Below are 19369 nucleotides of genomic sequence, written 5' to 3'. Positions count from 1 at the left end.
CCGGAGCGCGCGACAAATGCAATCGACCAATTCCTTTTCAAGCTACGGCAGCATCGCAAAGACGTTTCATTGGCTGACCGCGTTGCTGATCTTCACGGCTTTGCCCCTCGGCTGGGTCGCAGATAATCTGGCGCATGCGGTACTGCACTCGGCAACGGCCCCTACCGAGTTGGAAATTGCCCGTGCGGCGCGCGTGTTCTCATTGCATAAAACCGTGGGGGTTACCGTGTTCTTCGTGGCATTGGCCCGCATTCTTTGGGCGTTCACGCAAACCAAGCCCGGCCTTCTGAATGCTGACAACAAGCCCGAAGCCTTTGCCGCTGAAACCGTCCACTGGCTGCTTTACGGTTCGCTGGTCCTTGTGCCGCTGACCGGCTGGATTCACCACGCCGCGACCGAAGGCTTTGCCCCAATCCTTTGGCCCTTCGGCCAAAATCTGCCTTTTGTACCGAAATCCACCGCCGTGGCCGAGGTTACAGGAGTTCTGCATTGGCTTTTCATGTGGGTTCTGGTTGTTTCCCTTGTCCTACACGTTGCAGGTGCGCTGAAACATCACGTCATCGACAAGGACGGCACATTGCGCCGGATGTTACCGGGCCTGTCTGATGTGCCGGAACCACCACATCAAACCCATTCACTGATTCCAGCCGTCGCCGCATTGGTGGTCTGGGGTGTCGTCGTCACCGGAGGCTGGGCAACGGGTAAGCTTACCCCTAACGTAGGTGAAGCACCGGATGTCCAACTGACCGAGGTTCAATCCGAATGGCAGGTTCAGAACGGCACGCTGTCGATTACGATTTCGCAACTGAATAGCCCCGTCACAGGTTCGTTTTCGGACTGGACGGCCGCAATTACTTTTGACGAACCCACAGAGCCGGGCCCGGCAGGGTCTGTCGATGTCACGATAGCCATCAGCTCGCTTAGTCTTGGAACCGTAACCGATCAGGCCATGGGACCGGATTTCTTCGACAACGCCCGGTTCCCGACTGCTCAGTTCAAAGCCGACCTTTATAAAACCGAAAATGGTTACGAGGCGCGCGGTCCGCTTACAATTCGCGACAAGTCGATCGATGTCGTTTTGCCCTTCTCGCTGGATCTTCAGGGCGACACAGCCACCATGGCGGGCACAATCGAGCTTAACCGGCTGGAGTTTGATGTAGGCACATCGCAGCCTACCGAAGACTCGCTGGGCTTTACCGTCGCAGTATCCGTAGAACTCACAGCGGCACGCGGTCAGTAAGGCAAAAAAAACGCCGGTGATTTGATCACCGGCGTTTTTCTGTTCGTGATTCTGTGATTACTCGGCTTTTTGTGCCTCGACCGAAATCTGGATTTGCACTTCGTCGCTGACAAACGGTGCAAACTGACCCAGGTCGAATTCGCTACGGACAAGCGTTGTTGTCGCGTTGAAACCAGCCCAGGGCTTGTTTGCCATCGGGTGGGTGTCAGCCTTGTTGAGCTTTGCGTCCAGAACAACCGATTTGGTCACACCGTTCATCGTCAGATCGCCGGTGATGTTCGCGGTGTTTTCACCAGTCACCTCGATTCCTGTCGAAGTAAAGGTGATCAAATCTCCTTCGGCCGCGCCAAAGAAATCCTCGGTCATGAAGTGATCTTCACGGGGTTTCCAGCCGGTAAACATCTCCAAAACGGGCATCGACACACTCACGCTCGAAGCGGCGGGGTTTTCCTGGTCGAACATGATCTCGCCTTCAAAGCCGGAAAACATGCCAGTCGTGGTTGAAAACCCAAGGTGGTCATAGCTGAAAATGACTTGGCTGTGGCTGGGATCCAACACGTATTTCTCGGCGCTGGCGAATGCCGTTGTCGCTGATACGGCCAATGCAGCAGCAAGAAGGGTGGATTTCATATCAATCTCCGCGGTTTTGTGAATGCAGTCCGTCAGGACTGCTTGAATACAAAATGTGCCGCCCAAGGGCGGCACACAACCTTTTTTGATTCACAACTTCTGTTCTTTTTTGAACAGAATAAAAATCAACCGAAAATTGTTACGCTTTTGCTGAGCTGCCCTTTCAGCGCCCGGCTGACATCCGCCGATTCAAGCGGCAGCTTCATCAAAAGACTTCCGTCCACGTCAAACAGGTGAACCTCATTCTCTTCAAAACGCGCCCCACCCAGCGAGTCATAGCTGCGGCGCAGGACAGTCTGAGGGCGTCCGTTTTCGTTCTTTTGCAACACCCGGACTTCTCGGCGGATCGGGTCGAAATAGGCGTCAGGGCGCGGGTCAAGAACCTCGATCGTCAGCAAGGCGACACCAACGACCAGAAACAGCATGGATGCCGCCATCTTGATCGGCCAAACATCTGCGCCGACCACCGATCCGGGCATCAACCACATTGAGAACGCAGAAACGATCAAAAACGCCCCGACCATCCGCGCCAGGATCAGGCGGGCCTTCCAGTTAGGTGCAAACGTGATCATTACCGGCACTGAATTCTCAAATCGCGAGCCGGCAACGTTTTCCTGATATGCGTTTGTGTTAGTAGCGGTCATAACACGTCACCCTTTTAAGGTTACTTTCGAAATTCTGTTGATCCGGTTGATGTCCGGTATGCAAAACAACTTTGAGCCGAAAAGCGTCAGCAATTGGGCGGCCTAAAGGAATTTGGGCGGCGTCTCAGAGGCATATGTGGCAGGGCTTGCCCTTGTGGCTCAGACGTGTATATGGGGCCATCCTTCGCAGTCGTATGAATCGCGCAGCCTCTCGTGGCAGGGTCGCGAAGGAACGTTTGGCCCCGCCTATGAAATGCGCCTTGATATAAACAGGAGTGCACATGCCACTGTATGAGCATGTAATGATCGCGCGTCAGGATCTGTCCAACGCGCAGGCGGAAAGCCTCGTCGAACATTTCGGCACCGTTCTGGCTGACAACGGCGGCAAGCTGGTTGATAGCGAGTACTGGGGCGTCAAGACGATGGCCTACAAGATCAACAAAAACCGCAAGGGCCATTATGCCTTTCTGAAAACCGATGCCCCCTCGGGCGCGGTGCAGGAAATGGAGCGCCTGATGCGCCTGCATGAAGACGTCATGCGCGTTCTGACCATCAAGGTCGACGGCCACGAAGATGGTCCGTCGGTTCAGATGCAGAAGCGTGACGAACGTGGCGAACGCCGCGAGCGCCGTTGATCAACGCCTGAGAAAAGGACACTAAACCATGGCCGCAAAACCATTTTTCCGCCGCCGCAAGGTCTGCCCGTTCTCGGGTGAGAATGCGCCGAAAATCGACTACAAAGACACCCGTCTGCTGCAGCGCTACATCTCTGAGCGTGGCAAGATCGTGCCTTCGCGCATCACCGCCGTTTCGGCGAAAAAGCAGCGTGAACTGGCCCGTGCTATCAAGCGCGCCCGCTTCCTCGCCCTGCTGCCCTACGCTGTGAAGTAAGGAGAGACTGACATGCAAGTTATCCTGCTGGAACGCGTTGCGAAACTGGGTCAGATGGGCGACGTCGTTGACGTCAAGCCCGGCTACGCCCGCAACTTCCTGCTGCCCCAAGGCAAAGCCCTGAGCGCGTCCGACGCCAACATCGCGTCGTTCGAAGCCCAGAAAGCGCAGCTTGAGGCCCGCAACCTGGAAACCAAGAAAGAAGCTGAAGCACTGGCTGAAAAGCTGGACGGTCAGCAGTTCATCGTGATTCGCTCGGCATCGGATGCCGGCGCTCTGTACGGTTCGGTCACCCCGCGTGACGCCGCTGACGCCGCAACCGAAGCAGGTTTTACCGTCGACAAGAAACAGATTGTCCTGATCGCCCCGATCAAAGAACTGGGTCTGCACACTGTCGCAGTGAAACTGCACCCCGAGGTTGAAGTCGAAATCAAAATGAACGTGGCCCGTTCGGCAGAAGAAGCCGAACTGCAGGCTTCGGGCAAATCGATTCAGGAACTGGCTGCTGAAGAAGAAGCCGCTGCTGAATTCGAAATCGCCGAACTGTTCGACGACATCGGCTCGGCCGCTTCGGATGATGATGACATGGTTGCCGACGCGGCACCGGTTGCGGAAGACGAAGCCAAAGCCTGATCCGGCTGCTTGTGAGCATCCTAAAGGCCGCGCCAAAGCGCGGCCTTTTCTTTTTTCCCTTTGTATTCACAAGTCGTACCGGCAAGTTTCAGCCCATTTTCCCGTGTACGCTTGAAGGCTCATTGTCGTTCCGTATCATTGCCGCCGAAATCCAGAGGACCGAAAAATGCTTGTTTATCTGCGCCAAAGTTTCCTGGCACTGTTTCTATTTGTGTCGTTGGTTGCCTGCGGGGCAGACCAGGTCTCCAAGGCGGGTACGCCACATTTTGACCCGCCGCTCCACCCGAATGAAACGCCCGAGCTGAGAGCTTCGATCAACAGATGGGCGGACCATTACGAGATTCCGCGGGAACTGGTTCACAAGCTGGCCATTCGCGAAAGCACACACCGACCATGGGCCGTCAACCGGCCCTATTACGGCCTTCTACAGATCCTGCCAGCCACGGCGCGCTCGATGGGATACACCGGCAAAGCCGAAGGTTTGCTGGACGCCGACACCAACCTTGAGTTTGCCGGGAAGTACTTGCGCGGGGCGTGGATGCTTTCAGATGGGGACCAACGCAGGGCAATTTTTCTGTACGCCAAAGGTTTTTATCCCGAAGCTAAAGCCCGAGGAATGCTGGTCGAAACCGGGCTTAGGCCAACACCCTGACGGTCATTCGCGTCAGAATTCGATCGGAATCAGCACTTGAAACTGAATAGTGACAAAAATGTTCTATTGGGTGTCGCAATATGCGATATTGCACAGACAATTTAGACCTCTCCTTGTCATGTTTAGAAAAGTATGATGTTCTGACTTGGTGAGGTAAACGGGTTCCACTCTGTGTAATACGCATGCTCGACGACACCATCGGGCAGCAAGATGGGCCACAGCTGGTAGGCGCCACATGGAAATTGTCGATCTGAGCACCCTGCCGGATTCAGAAGTTCGATATACCGAATTTCTAAGGCAAATCTGTGAGAAGCATGACATGGATCATGCTGCCTATGCTGGTATGAATCCGGCGGCAGGAACTGTGGCTGGCTTTGTCACCTATGACGACGCCTGGACTGAGCACTACCAGAAACAGGGTCTGATCATGATTGATCCGACCATCCACATGGCTCGCCGCAGTATTGCGCCGGTGGACTGGAGCCGTCTGGAAAGAAGTCCGGACTTTCAACGCGTGTTCCGGGATGCTCATGATTTTGGCTTGCCTAGTCAGGGTGTTACGATCCCGGTACGCGGCCCTTACGGTGATATTGGCCTGCTGAGCGCTACCCGAAATTGCAGCAAGGAAGAGTGGCGTAAGCTTTACACGAACTTTATCGGCGATTTGCAGGCCATGGCCGTGCACATCCACGACAACGTCGTGTCCTCGGATCAGCTGACCGGCGCACTATATCATCCGACATTGTCCTCTCGCGAAGCGGAAATCCTGCAATGGGTCGCTGCAGGTAAGTCGCAGCAGGATATCGGCGATATTTTGTCGATTTCGCACCGAACCGTAGAAGTACACTTGCGTTCGAGCCGGGAAAAGCTTAGTGCGCTGACCACCCCTCAGGCCGTAGGGCGGGCGATAGCGATCGGGCTTATTACCCCGGGATAAACAAAAAAATCCCCAAATTCCGCCAAAATACGGGAATCCCCCAATAGAAAAATCCTTCGAGAGCGGTAACGTCAGTATTACCGAACAACCACTCGAAGGGGGAAGAAATGATCATCGTGGTAGATGGCCTGAACAGACATATGTTCAGCGAAGTTCTTGACGAAATGTTCGAGTTGAGAGCACGTGTTTTTGGCGGACGTCTTGGATGGGACGTAAAGATCGAAGACGGTAAGGAAATTGATGAATTCGATCATCTGGACCCGGCATATGTAATCGGACTCGACGACGGGGGGAATGTCGTCGCAGCCGTGCGTGCCCTTCAGACCACAGGACCTCATATGTTGTCGGATGTGTTTTCGGCAATCCTTTGCGGGGAAGCACCACTTCGCAGCGCAACCATGTGGGAATCGACACGCTTCTGCGTGGACACGCAGCGTCTTACACGCGGCAAGGAAAAGAATTCTGTCTCTTATGCCACCTGCGAGCTGATGATCGGCTCTCTGGAATATGCCAAGAACGCAGGCATTCAGGATATCATCACCGTAATCGATCCGGTTATGGACCGGGTCCTGAAACGGTCGAACTGCGCGCCATATGACTATGTCGGCGAAACGGTTCCCATGGGGAAAGTTTCGGCACTGGCCGCGCTGTTGGATTGTACTGATGAACGCATCTCGGGCCTGCGTGAGTTTGCAGGCATCCATGAGAACGTCTTTATGGATGACGAAGAGGCACTGGCACTGTTTGCAGCCAAGAAGGCAGCAACCCAGAGCCCGGCCAATCAGGATCACAAGCCACTGACTGATCTTGAGAAGTATTTTGTGGAACAGATGAGCGCCGCAAGAAACGAAGCTGAACGCCAAGACGTTCTGAAGCTGATCGAAGCGCTCTCGGATACGTTCACACCAGAGCAGAAGATCGCTCTGCTAGATACCCCCCGTGCTTTTGCTCATGAGGCCTGACCCCCTCACCTCATAGACACAAAAGCCACCCATGCGGAGCCGTCTGATCTCAGGCGGCTCCGTTTTTTTTACCCCTCTCTTAGCAAAGAGGGAAGGAAGAGGATTATTCCTCTTCCAGTGCCTCAATGGCTTTTTGCAGGTCATCCTTGCTGACTTCCTTGTCGCTGACCTGGGCCAGCTCAAACACATAGTCGACAACCTTGTCTTCGAAGATCGGCGCGCGCAGTTGCTGCTGCATCTGAGCGTTCTGCTGCACGAACTCGAAGAACTGGCGTTCCTGGCCCGGGTACTGACGGGCCTGATTCATGATCGCCTGGGTCATCTCGGCGTCGGTGACTTCCACCTCTGCCTTTTGGCCCAGTTCAGCCAGCAACAGACCCAGACGCACGCGGCGTTCGGCCAGCTTGTTGTGCTCATCGGTGGGTTCGATCTCACCGTGGTCATGGCCGGTTACCTCGGGGTTTTCCTCGTGCCACAGCTGATGTGCAATCTGCTTGGCTTCGGCTTCAACCAGCGACGGCGGCAGGTCGAACGACACTTTTTCGTCCAGCACGTCCAGCAGGGCCCGCTTCATGACAGCACGCGACGCGCCCGCATATTCTGCTTCCAGACGTTCCGAAATCTGAGTTTTCAGAGCGGCCAGATCCTCGGCGCCGAACTTCATCGCCAGCTCATCGTTGATCTCGGCTGCAACCGGCTCTTTCACTTCCTTGATCGTGCAGGTGAAGACCGCGTCTTTTCCGGCCAGGTGTTCGGCACCATATTCTTCCGGGAAGGTCACGTTGACGTCTTTTTCTTCCTCGGCCTTCACACCGACCAGTTGCTCTTCAAAACCGGGGATGAAGCTGTTTGAACCCAGAACCAACGGATAATCTTCGGCTGATCCGCCTTCGAATTCTTCGCCATCAACCTTGCCAACAAAATCGAACACGATCTGGTCGCCATCCTTGGCTTTCGACCCCTTGCGGCGGGCTTTGAAGTCCTGAGCGGTTTCAGCGAGGTTGTTCAGCGCTTCCTCGACGGCGGCGTCATCCGCCTTGACGATCAGCTTGTCCAGCGCAACCGATTTCAGATCGACCTCAGGGATCGCGGGCAGCGCTTCGTAGGACATCGCGACCTCGATATCGTCGCCTTCTTTCCAGTCCTCGTTGGTCATCTTGACTTCGGGCTGCAGCGCCGGGCGGTCGCCGCTGTCCTCGAAATGCTTGTTCATTGCACCGTCGATGGATTCCTGCATCGCCTCACCCAGCAGGCGTTGGCCAAACTGCTTTTTCAGCAGCGCCATCGGCACCTTGCCTTTGCGGAAGCCTTTCATTTCGATTTCCGGCTGTGCTTCGGTCAGCTTTTCATTGACCTTGTCGTCCAGTTCGGCTGCGGTCACAACGATGTTGTAGCCGCGTTTCAGACCTTCGTTCAGCGTCTCGGTAACCTGCATTTTGGTAGTCCCCATAGGATTCGGGGCGCGCAAAACGGGCGCGCCGGGCAAATTTGACGCCTTCTATTTGCCCTGCCGCCAACGTGCAAGGGGCAAAGGCTGAATCAACCTGGTTTTGGGAAAAAAGAACGCCCCGAAATCCGGGGCGTTCGTATTGGATCGCTGGAAGACAATTAAAACTTCCAGCGCGCGCCCAGAACCCAGGCCTCGTTGTTTTCAAACGACGTTCCGTCATCGAAATCGTGGTTGCGATACTTCAAGTAAACATCGGTATTGATCGCTTCGACCTTCTGCACGACAGCGATACCCCATGCCTTGGTGTCGGACCCGTTGGTCTCGAAATCCGCGCCATCATAATAATCGATACCGACACCTGTCTTGCCCCAGGATACCCAGTTCCCCTCGTACGAGACCTTGCCGTACCAGTAGTTCGGATCCGTCTGGCCGGCTCGGTCATCGTCACGCGTGCCGCCGGCAATCGTGAAACCCAGACCGCTGGGCAACAGTACCGAGGCCGAACCGATTGTATCCTTGCGATCCCCTGAATTGTCATCCCGGTCCCGCACCGAATACGCGACAGCTGCCGCAAACTCTACACCGCCTGCAAAGGTGTTTTCATAGAACACACCGACATCATAGTAGTCATCATCGTCACTGCTGGACAGGATGTTCTGACCATATGCAAAAGCGGCCGAGAACCCGTTAACCGTTGGCGTGTCATACCGCACACGCCCGCGACGTGAGCCGTCAAAGTTGCTGGAACTGTCACCAACCGTAATACCGCTCAGCACACCATTCGTGCCGCGATAGAAAAAGCCCGAGTTCTCATCGTTTGTAAACGAATACAGCGCGGTGCCGACATAGGACAGGTCCACTTCGGCAGCACCATCTGCCGCCATGCTGCCCTGACCAGCCGAGAATTTGCCGTAGCTGCCCTTCAAGGCAAAATCCACAAACCGGATATCGTCGCGAGTCCAGCCGCTAAAGTTTGTACCGTTCTGGTTCCATTCACTCGAGTTCGGCAAGCCCAATGCCGATTCAAAGCGGAACGTAAACTCGTTCTGGCCAAACGGCTGCATCAGACGCAGGCCAACCCGGCTGTTCGACAGATCGTTGTCGAGGACCCGGGTCTCGGTATCTTGTCCGTCATCAACAGAAATCAAGGCCGGGTTAAACTGCCCGTAAAGCAGCACATAGCCGCCGCTGTTATTTTCGTATTTCAGCTCTGCGGCCGCCGGAACAGCGACCGTGGCAGACAGAAAGGCAGCAACCGATATCTTTTTGATATTTGGGGTCATTTCACTCACCATAATTGGTTCGGGGTTCAGATACTGCCCATTTGTTTACTGAATCCGAGCGTTCCAGTGGTCTGCGTCTTGTCTTACGCAAGAATTGTATTTTAGCAACAGGACACACTGATAATTCTGATATTTTATATTATTTTTCATTAACTTACAAGATACGGCTCCAGCTCCCACTGGCAGCTGGCAAATGAATACTGATGCTTACCTATGCACCTGACAAATATGCGGTATGCATCCGCGCGCGGCTTGACGGCGAAAACATGCCATTCGGACAGAGCCTGAGCTGCTTTCTGCCCAAAACAACTAGATATTCAGCTGTTTGAAAACACAGGGCAAATGCTCAGGCAGATCCTCGGCGATCAATCCTGGCCCGAAAAGACGTGCGCATTCCACGTGCAGCCATGCTGCTGTCTCAGCCGCCGTCATCGGATCGAATCCCCGCGCCAATAGCCCGGCGATGTAACCGGCCAACACATCGCCTGACCCGGCGGTTGCAAGCCAAGGGGCTGCGCGATCATAGCATGCGGCATTGATCGAACATCGCCCGTCCGGCGCCGCAATGACAGTATCCGGCCCTTTGAACAACACGACACATCCCGCACGTGCCGCTGCCTCTCGTGTTGCGTCCACCTTGGAATAGGCGGGGCCTCTGACCGGCGCTTCGCTCAGCTTCTCCGACAGATCGGGGAACAGCCGCGCAAACTCACCGCCATGCGGGGTCAGAACGCAGCGGTCATGCAACATTTCAAACAAGTTTCCGGGATCGCCCGCAAATGCCGTCAGCGCATCAGCATCCAGAACCGTCGCACGTTTCGCAATCAGGGCGACCGGCACCAGGTCCCGCGCTCGCTCCAACCCCAAACCGGGGCCCAGACAAAGGGCGTTCATTCGCACGTCCTGCAGTACGTCTGACAGCATTTGAGAACCATCAACGCACTGTAGCATGAGGGCGGTGATCTGGCTCGCAACCTCTGCTAAAGCCAAGGATGGCACCCCCAGCGTCACCAACCCTGCCCCAATCCGCAACGCCCCCCGCGCGGCCAGTCGCGCCGCACCTGTCTTGCCGGGCCCACCCGAAAGGATCAGGGCATGCCCATGGGTGTATTTGTGCTCATTCATACTCTTACCAAGGCAAACCCCAGGCAGATTATCCACAGCCTTCGAAATCTCGTCGCCCCCCGCATCCTGCCTCAACCCGATATCTTTCGTGACAACATGTCCGCAAAAATATGGTCCCTCACTCAGCACGTGGCCAAGCTTTCTCGAATGAAACGAAACCGTAAGTGCTGATCGTGCACAGCGACGTCCATGCTGAGGGAAAAGTTCTCCCACGACTTTGCCTGAGTCTGCGCAAAGACCTGAAGGAACGTCTATCGCGACCGTGCGTGGAGGAACTATGTGCGTACCTCCATCCTGACGCCGCAACTCCCATGCCGTCTCTGCGTCATCATATGCCCAAAGAACTTCCCATAGCCTCACATCTTCAATCGATCGTGTTAGACCGGTCCCAAACAATGCGTCGATGAGAATATCCGGATACAAGATTCTGCCCCGTGCGATCTCAGATACATCCTTTGTCGAACCACCCCATCGCTCATAACTCACCCGGGCATCCGGCGGCAACTTTTTGGGATCGCCATACAGGAATACCTCAACCCTCCAGCCCAGTTCCCGCAAAAGCCGCGCCACGACAAACCCGTCACCGCCGTTGTTTCCGGGCCCGCACAATACGACTGCACGCAGCGGATCCTCTTCATCTTTTTCCAAATACTCCGGGGAGCGCGAGGGGCTGGCCCCTCGCCTGTCCAGATCCGGCCATTCCTCAAAGATCGCCTCGACAACACATTGCCCTGCCCGCTCCATCAGCTCCAAACCCGTAACCTCACCGGACCTGATGGCCGCGTGCTCGATGGCTCTCATCTGCGCTGCTGTCAGCAATTCCGTCATATCACACCTTCGCACGATTCAATTTCGATTACTTTTTGTGCAAACCGCCTAAAATTTAGCAAAGAGCCTGATTTCAACGGATACCGACCCAACCGATACCGCAATCACGTTGCCGCCCGATCTTAGACGTGATCACTGCGCCTGAGACAACCATTCAAGGTGAGCCGGAATGAAAAAGATCGAAGCGATCATCAAGCCGTTCAAACTGGACGAAGTGAAAGAGGCGTTGCAGGACGTAGGTGTTCAGGGTCTCAGCGTCGTCGAAGTCAAAGGTTTCGGCCGTCAGAAAGGCCATACCGAGCTGTATCGTGGCGCGGAATATGTTGTCGACTTTTTGCCTAAGGTAAAAGTCGAGGTCGTATTGGACGATGACCAGGTTGATGCCGCCATCGAAGCCATCGTGTCGGCTGCCAAGACCGACAAGATCGGCGACGGAAAGATCTTTGTCTCTCCGGTTGAACAAGCCATTCGCATCCGTACCGGCGAGACCGGCTCGGACGCGCTCTAACATACCAATCTTCAAGTCAGAGGAATCAAGAGAATGAGCAAGGACGCAGTTCTTCAGCTGATCAAGGAAGAGGGCGCCGAATATGTCGACGTCCGTTTCACCGACCCCCGCGGCAAGCTGCAGCACGTGACCCTGATGGCCGATCAGGTCGATGAAGACTTCCTGGACGAAGGCTTCATGTTTGATGGTTCGTCCATCGCAGGATGGAAGTCGATCGAAGCTTCGGACATGAAGCTGATGATCGATACCGAAAGTGCATATGTTGATCCGTTCTACGCAGAGAAAACCATTTGCGTGCACTGCTCGGTTGTCGAACCCGATACAGGCGAAGCCTATGAGCGTGACCCGCGCGGCACAGCGCAGAAAGCCGAAGCATACCTGAAGGCATCAGGAATCGGTGACGTCGCATATATGGGTCCCGAAGCCGAGTTTTTCCTGTTTGACGATGTCCGTTATTCGAACACAATCAACAAGGTATCCTACGAAGTTGATGCAACTGACGCATCATGGAACACCGACACCGAATACGAAATGGGAAATACGGGCCACCGTCCGGGCGTCAAGGGCGGTTACTTCCCTGTGAACCCGATCGACGAAGCGCAGGATCTGCGGTCTGAAATGCTATCGACCATGAAGCGTCTGGGCATGAAGGTCGACAAACACCACCACGAAGTAGCGTCTTGCCAGCACGAGCTGGGCCTGATCTTCGACAGCCTGACCAAGCAGGCGGACGAGCTGCAAAAGTACAAATATGTCATCCACAACGTGGCTCATGCCTACGGCAAGTCGGCGACCTTCATGCCGAAGCCTATCGCAGGTGACAACGGCACCGGCATGCACGTGAACATGTCGATCTGGAAGGACGGCAAGCCGCTGTTCGCAGGCGACAAATACGCAGATCTTTCGGACGAAGCGCTGTACTTCATCGGCGGCATCCTGAAGCACGCCAAGACACTGAACGCCTTCACCAACCCGGCAACCAACAGCTACAAGCGTCTGATCCCCGGTTTCGAAGCACCAGTTCTGCGCGCCTACTCGGCCCGCAACCGTTCGGGTTGTGTTCGTATTCCGTGGACCGAAAGCCCCAAAGCCAAGCGCGTTGAGGCTCGTTTCCCCGACCCGGCTGCGAACCCCTACCTTGCGTTCGCCGCTCTGTTGATGGCTGGCCTGGACGGCATCAAGAACAAGATCGACCCAGGCGAAGCCATGGACAAGAACCTGTACGATCTGCCTGCCGAGGAACTGGCCGGTATCCCGACTGTCTGCGGCAGCTTGCGTGAAGCTCTGGAAGCGCTGGCTTCTGATCACGACTTCCTGCTGCAAGGCGACGTGTTCACCAAGGACCAGATCGACGGCTACATCGCCCTGAAGATGGAAGAGGTCGAAACCTACGAGCACACACCACACCCGGTTGAATACGGCATGTATTACAGCTGCTAAGCAACCACGGCATGGATTTGCAGGGGCGCTCAAACGGGCGCCCCTGTTTCATTTGCGCCGGTCTGCCGCTGTTCAGCCTTTTCGGGTGCCACGGCGCAGAATACACACTTTTTACCTTCGCCCTTGCTATGTGCCCGATGCTGAGGATCTGAAATCCTTCAAAGGCACTCCGCAGACCAATCAAGAGGCGTTAGCAGGAGCGGTTGGAGCCACTCCAACGAACTGCTTTGCCCAATTCAAAGCTCAAGGTAGGCTGGCCACAGATTTCAACACCATCGGATTATCCTCATGTTTCGTCTTTACGTATTAATCGCCCTGCTTGTGTCTTCGCCCCTTCTGGCCGCGCCTTGTGGGAATACCAGCGCGGGGTTCGAGGCCTGGAAGGCCGATTTCGCCCAGCAGGCCCGCAAGGCTGGTGTGAAAAAGATGGGCCTTCAGGCGCTTGCTCAGGCGCAATACGCCACGGGCACAATTGCGGCGGATCGCAATCAGAAAAGCTTCAAATACACGCTGGACAAATTCATGCGTGTCAGAGGCGCTGATGCAATCGTCACGCAGGGGCGCAAACGCAAGGCGGCAAATCCCGATTTCTATGCTGCTCTTGAACGGCAATACGGTGTTCCGGCGGGCGTTCTGATCGCCATTCACGGCATGGAAACCGGCTTTGGCAATTTTATGGGAGACAGTCAGATTGTTTCCGCAATCACGACACTGGCCTATGATTGTCGCCGGTCCGAGTTCTTTGTTCCGCACGCAATCGGGGCACTGAAACTGGTCGATGCAGGAAGCATTACCGTGGCGACAAAAGGGGCAAAACATGGCGAGTTGGGTCACACTCAGTTCCTGCCGGGCAACGCCCTGACCTATGGCGTCGATGCCACTGGCGACCGTCGGGTGGACTTCTATGACATGACCGACGCGCTTGCCTCGACCGCCAATTTTCTTCGCAAGAAAGGGTGGAAGCCAGGGCGTGGCTATCAGCCAGGGGAGCGGAATTTTCAAGTGCTGAAACAGTGGAACGCGGCCTCTGTTTATCAGCAATCCATAGCAATCATGGCCGCCCGAATCGACCAATAGCCCGGTCGCACCAAAAACACACTCCGCACCCGCTTTCGCCACATTTCCGCCACAGTGACAAACAAAAGCCTTTAGTTTCTTGGTTTCCAATGCGTAACCAATGCCGGGGTAAAATCACCTTTTTTGCATTTTCCGCCAAATTCTCCTCACGAATGGTTGTTACAGTGTTTGCTGAACAGTACGCAAAAAAGGACAGTGCAGTGGCTCGGAAGCACAGCTACCATGGCGGCCTGCAATTCAATGGCGACGCAAATGGCGCGATCGAGCGTTTTGGCACAATCGTTGCCACGACGCTGGAAGATTACGGCCATCTGGTCGAACGCAAGGCGTTGCTGAGCAATTCCGAAGCAAGCATTGTTTCAAGTCAGTACCTTGTGCGACTGACCTTGGATACAGGCACCCCCGAGCAGGAAGACCGGTACGAGCGTATGGATCGCGCCGCGGGGCTAAAAACGATAACAAAACCCCGCGCCGCAAATCCGCAAAACAGGTTGGTTCTTTCGATCACGCCGGTTTCCCCCCTGCTGGATGACTCCGAGATTTCGGAACTGATGATGGTCGTCATTCTGTATCGCATGGTCGATATTTGTTCGACCCGGCGCGTTGAATGGCTGTCGCCACACACGGTTCTGACGGTCGAGCAGTTCATGAGCGCCTTTGACACTCTGGCCCCCAGCCGAACACGCGACAGAAAACAAATTTTTCAGTCGCTGACCGGGCAATTCTCGGGGGTGAATGTGCCCGAGAACGATGACACCATAAGTGTTCTTCATGCTTCGACGTCCCGCCCGATCCAGCTGACAGATGAACAATTGCTCAGCATCGCGTTTCGCAGTGAAGATACAAACAGGCCAGGTCAGGAAACGTTCGATGACGAAGATGGTGTCGCGAAGCCAAGTGACGTTCTGCGTCTCAGCAGTTGGTGCATGACGGGTGTACTGGCTGGCGTTTCGACCCCGATTGCCCTGTCAATGGCTGCCGTCAATCTGATCCGGGGTGAAGATTTTCGCCTCAACACACAGGTGCTTGTCTTTACCTTCGCGATAGTTGCCCTGAACGCAACGAATGCGTTTGCCGATGTTGCGGCCGCTTTGGGCCAGTAAGAGAATTACAGAAGACCCTCCTTGGATGCCCCGCCTTCAGGCGGGGTTTTCCATTTTGGGAACCGCGTTCGCGGCCAGAATATAAGTGTGGATTGAAAAGACGACCGCATCCGTTTTCGGCAAGCGCAGCAGGGTTTGCCGCTCACTTCGCAAGTAGGACGTTTTACGTCGATCTGTGTCGCCTCGCCTGTCATTTGCGCTTCGGGGTTGAAACAGTTCGGGGTCTTCATACCAAAGCGCGTTAAAGCGCCAGAGTGGACGACCGGGCTGTATCCCGTCGAACAGGCGCTGCACCCGCTTGGCTATATTTTCGTCGTAACTTGCGACAGGCACATGGATGTCGATCAGTGGTCGCATGAATTTTTCCGACAAAAGCCAGCTGGCCGGGAAACACAGGATTGCGCCGGTCAATACATGTACAGTTCCGCGCTTTTGCAGGATGCAAAAATCCTCCTGAACCAGCCTGCACAATGTATCAAGCGGCTGCGCCCGGTCGACTGCGACACTTACTCCGTCGGGTCTCACGACTTCTTCATCCGCATTGGGATAGACCTGCGACAGCACAAGGTCGAGCAGTTCCCGAGCGGCCGGTTCAGCCTGCGGATCAAGCGCCAGAACGTCTTCGCGGCGTTCCGTCAGCAGCTTCTGCCGGCGTTGCATCTGACCTGCAAAAGCTTCGTCCCGATGCAACCAGTTTTCCATCGTTGCAGGCTGGATACCCGGTAAAGCACGTAGGTCGCCGACATCATACGGTATTTTATCTTGCAGAATTTTATTCATACCAGTGGCTTAGCATGGGTCGAAATATTTGTCGGTCGAAAACGACAGGATCGCCGTCGCATTTTTCCAAGACGATCGATATGGGCACCTTAGGTTTGACTGAACAAGCAACGAGGTCCGTCATGAACAAGCATTACCGAGACACGCGCAAGATTGACCCCAGCCGAGGCGCTACGCTGGGTGATGGCACGCCAAACGAAAATGACCGGATCGAGATCGGACCGACACAGCTGGCTTTTGACGAATGGGCTGCTGCGGGGCTGGAACTGCCCAATCTTGCCCGGATGCGGGAACACCGCTGGAAACGACTGACGCAGGCCATCGTTGATCGCGGATATGGTGGCTTGCTGGTTTTTGACCCGCTGAACATCCGCTACGCAACCGACAGCACGAACATGCAGTTGTGGAATACGCATAACCCGTTTCGCGCGGTGCTGTTATGTGCCGATGGCTATATGGTGATCTGGGACTACAAGAACTCACCTTTCCTCAGCACGTTCAATCCGCTGGTGCGCGAGCAGCGGTCAGGCGCGGACCTGTTTTACTTCGACCGTGGCGACAAGGTGGATATTGCGGCAGATGTTTTCTCGAACGAGGTGCGCGTACTGATCGATGCGCATGGCGGCGGCAACAAACGTTTGGCTGTCGACAAGATCATGCTGCATGGTCTGCGCGCGCTTGAGGCGCAGGGCTTTGAGGTCATGGAAGGTGAAGAGCTGACCGAAAAGACCCGTGCCGTGAAGGGACCGGATGAGATTCTGGCCATGCGCTGTGCCAATCACGCCTGCGAAACCGCTGTGGCGGAGATGGAGAGCTTTGCACGCGCGAATGTCGGCAATGGCAAGACAACCGAGGATGATATCTGGGCTGTTCTGCACGCGGAAAACATCCGGCGCGGTGGCGAATGGATTGAAACCCGCCTGCTGGCATCAGGCCAACGCACGAATCCCTGGTTCCAGGAATGCGGGCCCCGCATCACGCAGCAAAACGAAATCATCGCCTTCGACACCGACCTGATCGGGTCATACGGGATATGCATCGATATCTCGCGCACTTGGTGGATTGGCGACCAAAAACCCCGCCCTGACATGATCTATGCCATGCAGCACGCGCATGAACATATCATGACCAACATGCAGATGCTGAAGCCCGGCGTAATGATCCCGGAACTTACCGCCATGTCGCACAGGCTTGATGACAAGTTTCAGGCGCAGAAATACGGCTGCCTGATGCACGGAGTGGGATTGTGTGATGAATGGCCGCTGGTTGCGTATCCGGACAAAGCCGTCGAAGGCGCATATGACTATCCGCTTGAGCCCGGCATGGTGCTGTGCGTCGAAGCCTGCGTCGGCGAAGTCGGTGGCGATTTCAGCATCAAGCTTGAGGATCAGGTTCTCATTACCGAAACCGGGTATGAGAACCTGTCCAGATATCCCTTTGACCCCCAGTTGATGGGGATCGAATAAGGCCGGGCCTTCAATTCGACCAATGGGACCGGCGGACATTTCCATGCCAATCTTCCGTGGCAGGGCTGATCTGAACCTGTGAACCACCTTGGGGCGCGGGCCAGGATTGGCCAATCGCGAACCCGGCAACGCCGGCCAAAACTATAGCCAGGATCATACGTGAACGCAGGTCTGGTATCCGGGGTGCAATATCTGCATGTGACATCTGTGTCTCCTGTTTCAGCTTTCAGGAACCACAAATGGGATGTTGAGAGACATAAGTGAAACGAATGTTTGTTTGGGTAACCATCAAAATTCTTGATAATAAAAGAAGGTAAGAGCTCTGCCGCCATGCGGCCCGAAGGCGGCAGGGATCTTGCGCAGTCCGTGAAACACCCATTCGTTCTCACCTTCCCGTTACGCGTGTGACTTAAGGGTTGTGACCCAAAGGGCAAATACACAGTATTAGGCGTGTTCCCCCGTACCATTCAAGGAGCCGACATGCCCACGGAACGCATCACTTTTGCCGGACATGACGGCAGCCAATTGGCGGCGCGACTGGATTTGCCGGACGGACCGGTGCTGGCAACGGCCCTGTTCGCCCACTGCTTTACTTGCTCCAAGGATATCCCGGCCGCCCGGCGCATTTCTGCCCGACTGGCTGCCATGGGCATTGCGGTGCTGCGGTTCGATTTCACCGGACTGGGCCATTCCGAAGGCGAGTTTGCCAATACGACCTTCACTTCGAATGTCGAGGATCTGATTTCAGCCGCGCAATATCTGGCCGGTCGAAACATGGCACCTGCCCTGCTGATCGGCCACTCGCTTGGGGGCGCGGCGGTGTTGCGGGCGCGGGCAGGTATTCCCACTGTAAAAGCCGTCGTGACATTGGGTGCACCGGCGGACCCCGCCCATGTGTCGCATCACTTTGAGGCCGCGTTGCCTCAGATCGAAGAGGATGGCAGTGCCGAGGTCTCTCTGGGTGGTCGCCCCTTCCGAATTGGTAAAGCTTTTGTGGACGACATTGCCAAATCGGCCTTGTCATCTGCAATCGCCGACCTCAAAGCCGCCCTGCTGATCCTTCATGCTCCACGCGACGAAACGGTCAGCATCGACAATGCGAGCGCGATCTTTATGGCCGCGAAACACCCCAAAAGCTTTGTAACTCTCGACGATGCCGATCATCTGATCACGCGCGCCTCTGACGCCGAATATGCAGCAGATGTCATCGCCGCTTGGGTTTCGCGTTATGTGAAACTGTGCCCGCCCGCTCCGCCACCGGGTGCGCCAGAGGGCGTTGTGCGCATAACAGAAGCAGATCCGGGCGGGTTCATGCAGGATATTCAGGCCGGTCCAAACCACCATCTGGTCGCGGATGAGCCCGCATCCTATGGCGGTACGGACAAGGGCATGTCGCCTTATGGCTTTGTCTCGGCCGGTTTGGGGGCCTGCACATCGATGACAATACGCATGTACGCCAGGCGCAAAGGCTGGCCCCTGACAAATGTCAGCGTCGATGTATGTCATGACAAAGTTCATGCGCAGGATGCCGGATTAGTGAATGACGGCAAGGTGGACCAGTTTCGCCGGAAAATCCGCCTGAGCGGCCCGCTGGATCAGGAGCAAAGGCAACGTTTGCTTGAGATTGCGGACAAGTGCCCGGTTCACCGGACGCTCGAAGGCTCGGCCCACATAACGACCGAGCTTCTTTCATAAGAAAGGCCGCCTGACAGGCGGCCTT

19 protein-coding genes are annotated in these 19369 nt (G+C 55.5%); 13 read left to right on the top strand and 6 right to left on the bottom strand.

The genetic code is table 11. The features are described 5' to 3' along the window. Positions 1-16: 16 nt before the first annotated feature. On the top strand, positions 17-1240 hold the full coding sequence (locus ACR0CE_RS01200) for a cytochrome b/b6 domain-containing protein (protein ID WP_480545403.1): 1224 nt from the start codon (positions 17-19) through the stop codon (positions 1238-1240). A gap of 57 nt (positions 1241-1297) precedes the next feature. On the opposite strand, the gene ACR0CE_RS01195 is transcribed toward ACR0CE_RS01200, so the two are convergent. Then, positions 1298-1870, bottom strand: coding sequence for a YceI family protein (locus tag ACR0CE_RS01195; protein ID WP_209503563.1), 573 nt, complete (start codon positions 1868-1870; stop codon positions 1298-1300). Between the two features lie 125 nt (positions 1871-1995). Next, positions 1996-2442, bottom strand: a complete 447-nt coding sequence (locus ACR0CE_RS01190; RefSeq protein ID WP_480830560.1) for a hypothetical protein — start codon at positions 2440-2442, stop codon at positions 1996-1998. A 353-nt stretch (positions 2443-2795) separates the two neighbouring features. Between ACR0CE_RS01190 and rpsF the strand changes: the two genes are divergently transcribed. The 6 genes from rpsF (at position 2796) to ACR0CE_RS01160 (ending at position 6589) form a co-directional block, all read left to right on the top strand. After that, positions 2796-3149, top strand: a complete 354-nt coding sequence (gene rpsF, locus ACR0CE_RS01185) for a 30S ribosomal protein S6 (protein WP_209503558.1) — start codon at positions 2796-2798, stop codon at positions 3147-3149. 28 nt (positions 3150-3177) lie between these two features. After that, the gene (gene rpsR / locus ACR0CE_RS01180) at positions 3178-3405 is read left to right on the top strand and encodes a 30S ribosomal protein S18 (RefSeq protein WP_005608650.1); all 228 of its coding nucleotides are present in this window, start codon (positions 3178-3180) and stop codon (positions 3403-3405) included. 12 nt (positions 3406-3417) lie between these two features. Beyond that, positions 3418-4038 (top strand): 50S ribosomal protein L9, encoded by a 621-nt coding sequence (rplI, locus tag ACR0CE_RS01175; RefSeq protein ID WP_267364588.1) that lies wholly within the window; start codon positions 3418-3420, stop codon positions 4036-4038. 166 nt (positions 4039-4204) lie between these two features. After that, positions 4205-4690, top strand: a complete 486-nt coding sequence (locus ACR0CE_RS01170) for a transglycosylase SLT domain-containing protein (protein ID WP_480504716.1) — start codon at positions 4205-4207, stop codon at positions 4688-4690. Between the two features lie 235 nt (positions 4691-4925). After that, positions 4926-5627: a LuxR family transcriptional regulator gene (locus tag ACR0CE_RS01165; RefSeq protein WP_267364591.1), complete on the top strand. Its 702-nt coding sequence runs from the start codon at positions 4926-4928 to the stop codon at positions 5625-5627. A 107-nt stretch (positions 5628-5734) separates the two neighbouring features. Next, a complete protein-coding gene (locus ACR0CE_RS01160) occupies positions 5735-6589 on the top strand; it encodes an acyl-homoserine-lactone synthase (RefSeq protein ID WP_480480382.1) in 855 nt (284 codons plus the stop codon). Between the two features lie 103 nt (positions 6590-6692). On the opposite strand, the gene tig is transcribed toward ACR0CE_RS01160, so the two are convergent. From tig to ACR0CE_RS01145, 3 genes are all read right to left on the bottom strand, one after another. Continuing rightward, positions 6693-8024, bottom strand: coding sequence for a trigger factor (tig, locus tag ACR0CE_RS01155; RefSeq protein ID WP_480504714.1), 1332 nt, complete (start codon positions 8022-8024; stop codon positions 6693-6695). 173 nt (positions 8025-8197) lie between these two features. Beyond that, complete coding sequence (locus ACR0CE_RS01150; RefSeq protein ID WP_209503546.1) at positions 8198-9322, bottom strand: porin; 1125 nt, start codon at positions 9320-9322, stop codon at positions 8198-8200. Positions 9323-9631: 309 nt separating this feature from the next. Next, entirely contained in the window at positions 9632-11275 is a 1644-nt protein-coding gene (locus tag ACR0CE_RS01145; RefSeq protein WP_480830558.1) for an NAD(P)H-hydrate dehydratase, read from the bottom strand. 169 nt (positions 11276-11444) lie between these two features. Here ACR0CE_RS01145 and ACR0CE_RS01140 point away from each other — a divergent pair, with 169 nt between their 5' ends. The 4 genes from ACR0CE_RS01140 to ACR0CE_RS01125 all read left to right on the top strand — a co-directional run bounded on the left by ACR0CE_RS01140 (position 11445) and on the right by ACR0CE_RS01125 (position 15403). Further along, complete coding sequence (locus ACR0CE_RS01140; protein WP_209503542.1) at positions 11445-11783, top strand: P-II family nitrogen regulator; 339 nt, start codon at positions 11445-11447, stop codon at positions 11781-11783. 33 nt (positions 11784-11816) lie between these two features. Further along, the gene (glnA, locus tag ACR0CE_RS01135) at positions 11817-13223 is read left to right on the top strand and encodes a type I glutamate--ammonia ligase (protein ID WP_267366350.1); all 1407 of its coding nucleotides are present in this window, start codon (positions 11817-11819) and stop codon (positions 13221-13223) included. Between the two features lie 288 nt (positions 13224-13511). Then, positions 13512-14300, top strand: a complete 789-nt coding sequence (locus ACR0CE_RS01130; protein ID WP_480830556.1) for a lytic murein transglycosylase — start codon at positions 13512-13514, stop codon at positions 14298-14300. Positions 14301-14500: 200 nt separating this feature from the next. Continuing rightward, positions 14501-15403, top strand: coding sequence for a hypothetical protein (locus ACR0CE_RS01125; protein WP_480504707.1), 903 nt, complete (start codon positions 14501-14503; stop codon positions 15401-15403). Positions 15404-15439: 36 nt separating this feature from the next. On the opposite strand, the gene ACR0CE_RS01120 is transcribed toward ACR0CE_RS01125, so the two are convergent. Beyond that, the gene (locus tag ACR0CE_RS01120) at positions 15440-16183 is read right to left on the bottom strand and encodes a heme-dependent oxidative N-demethylase family protein (protein WP_480830554.1); all 744 of its coding nucleotides are present in this window, start codon (positions 16181-16183) and stop codon (positions 15440-15442) included. A gap of 122 nt (positions 16184-16305) precedes the next feature. Between ACR0CE_RS01120 and dddP the strand changes: the two genes are divergently transcribed. Together dddP and ACR0CE_RS01110 are read left to right on the top strand one after the other, a co-directional pair. Continuing rightward, positions 16306-17649, top strand: a complete 1344-nt coding sequence (gene dddP / locus ACR0CE_RS01115) for a dimethylsulfonioproprionate lyase DddP (protein WP_480545393.1) — start codon at positions 16306-16308, stop codon at positions 17647-17649. A gap of 480 nt (positions 17650-18129) precedes the next feature. Further along, a complete protein-coding gene (locus tag ACR0CE_RS01110; RefSeq protein WP_480473401.1) occupies positions 18130-19344 on the top strand; it encodes a bifunctional alpha/beta hydrolase/OsmC family protein in 1215 nt (404 codons plus the stop codon). Positions 19345-19369 lie beyond the last annotated feature (25 nt).

Source organism: Ruegeria sp. L11 (assembly GCF_056531755.1).
This window is presented reverse-complemented; position numbering and strand designations above follow the sequence as displayed.

Coding starts and splice junctions, on each gene's coding strand:
- rplI (WP_267364588.1), top strand. CDS start 3,418: ATGCAAGTTATCCTGCTGGAACGCGTTGCGAAACTGGGTCAGATGGGC.
- ACR0CE_RS01140 (WP_209503542.1), top strand. CDS start 11,445: ATGAAAAAGATCGAAGCGATCATCAAGCCGTTCAAACTGGACGAAGTG.
- glnA (WP_267366350.1), top strand. CDS start 11,817: ATGAGCAAGGACGCAGTTCTTCAGCTGATCAAGGAAGAGGGCGCCGAA.
- ACR0CE_RS01145 (WP_480830558.1), bottom strand. CDS start 11,275: ATGACGGAATTGCTGACAGCAGCGCAGATGAGAGCCATCGAGCACGCG.
- rpsR (WP_005608650.1), top strand. CDS start 3,178: ATGGCCGCAAAACCATTTTTCCGCCGCCGCAAGGTCTGCCCGTTCTCG.
- ACR0CE_RS01200 (WP_480545403.1), top strand. CDS start 17: ATGCAATCGACCAATTCCTTTTCAAGCTACGGCAGCATCGCAAAGACG.
- ACR0CE_RS01170 (WP_480504716.1), top strand. CDS start 4,205: ATGCTTGTTTATCTGCGCCAAAGTTTCCTGGCACTGTTTCTATTTGTG.
- dddP (WP_480545393.1), top strand. CDS start 16,306: ATGAACAAGCATTACCGAGACACGCGCAAGATTGACCCCAGCCGAGGC.
- ACR0CE_RS01195 (WP_209503563.1), bottom strand. CDS start 1,870: ATGAAATCCACCCTTCTTGCTGCTGCATTGGCCGTATCAGCGACAACG.
- ACR0CE_RS01165 (WP_267364591.1), top strand. CDS start 4,926: ATGGAAATTGTCGATCTGAGCACCCTGCCGGATTCAGAAGTTCGATAT.
- ACR0CE_RS01160 (WP_480480382.1), top strand. CDS start 5,735: ATGATCATCGTGGTAGATGGCCTGAACAGACATATGTTCAGCGAAGTT.
- ACR0CE_RS01190 (WP_480830560.1), bottom strand. CDS start 2,442: ATGATCACGTTTGCACCTAACTGGAAGGCCCGCCTGATCCTGGCGCGG.
- ACR0CE_RS01110 (WP_480473401.1), top strand. CDS start 18,130: ATGCCCACGGAACGCATCACTTTTGCCGGACATGACGGCAGCCAATTG.
- ACR0CE_RS01120 (WP_480830554.1), bottom strand. CDS start 16,183: ATGAATAAAATTCTGCAAGATAAAATACCGTATGATGTCGGCGACCTA.
- tig (WP_480504714.1), bottom strand. CDS start 8,024: ATGCAGGTTACCGAGACGCTGAACGAAGGTCTGAAACGCGGCTACAAC.
- rpsF (WP_209503558.1), top strand. CDS start 2,796: ATGCCACTGTATGAGCATGTAATGATCGCGCGTCAGGATCTGTCCAAC.
- ACR0CE_RS01150 (WP_209503546.1), bottom strand. CDS start 9,322: ATGACCCCAAATATCAAAAAGATATCGGTTGCTGCCTTTCTGTCTGCC.
- ACR0CE_RS01130 (WP_480830556.1), top strand. CDS start 13,512: ATGTTTCGTCTTTACGTATTAATCGCCCTGCTTGTGTCTTCGCCCCTT.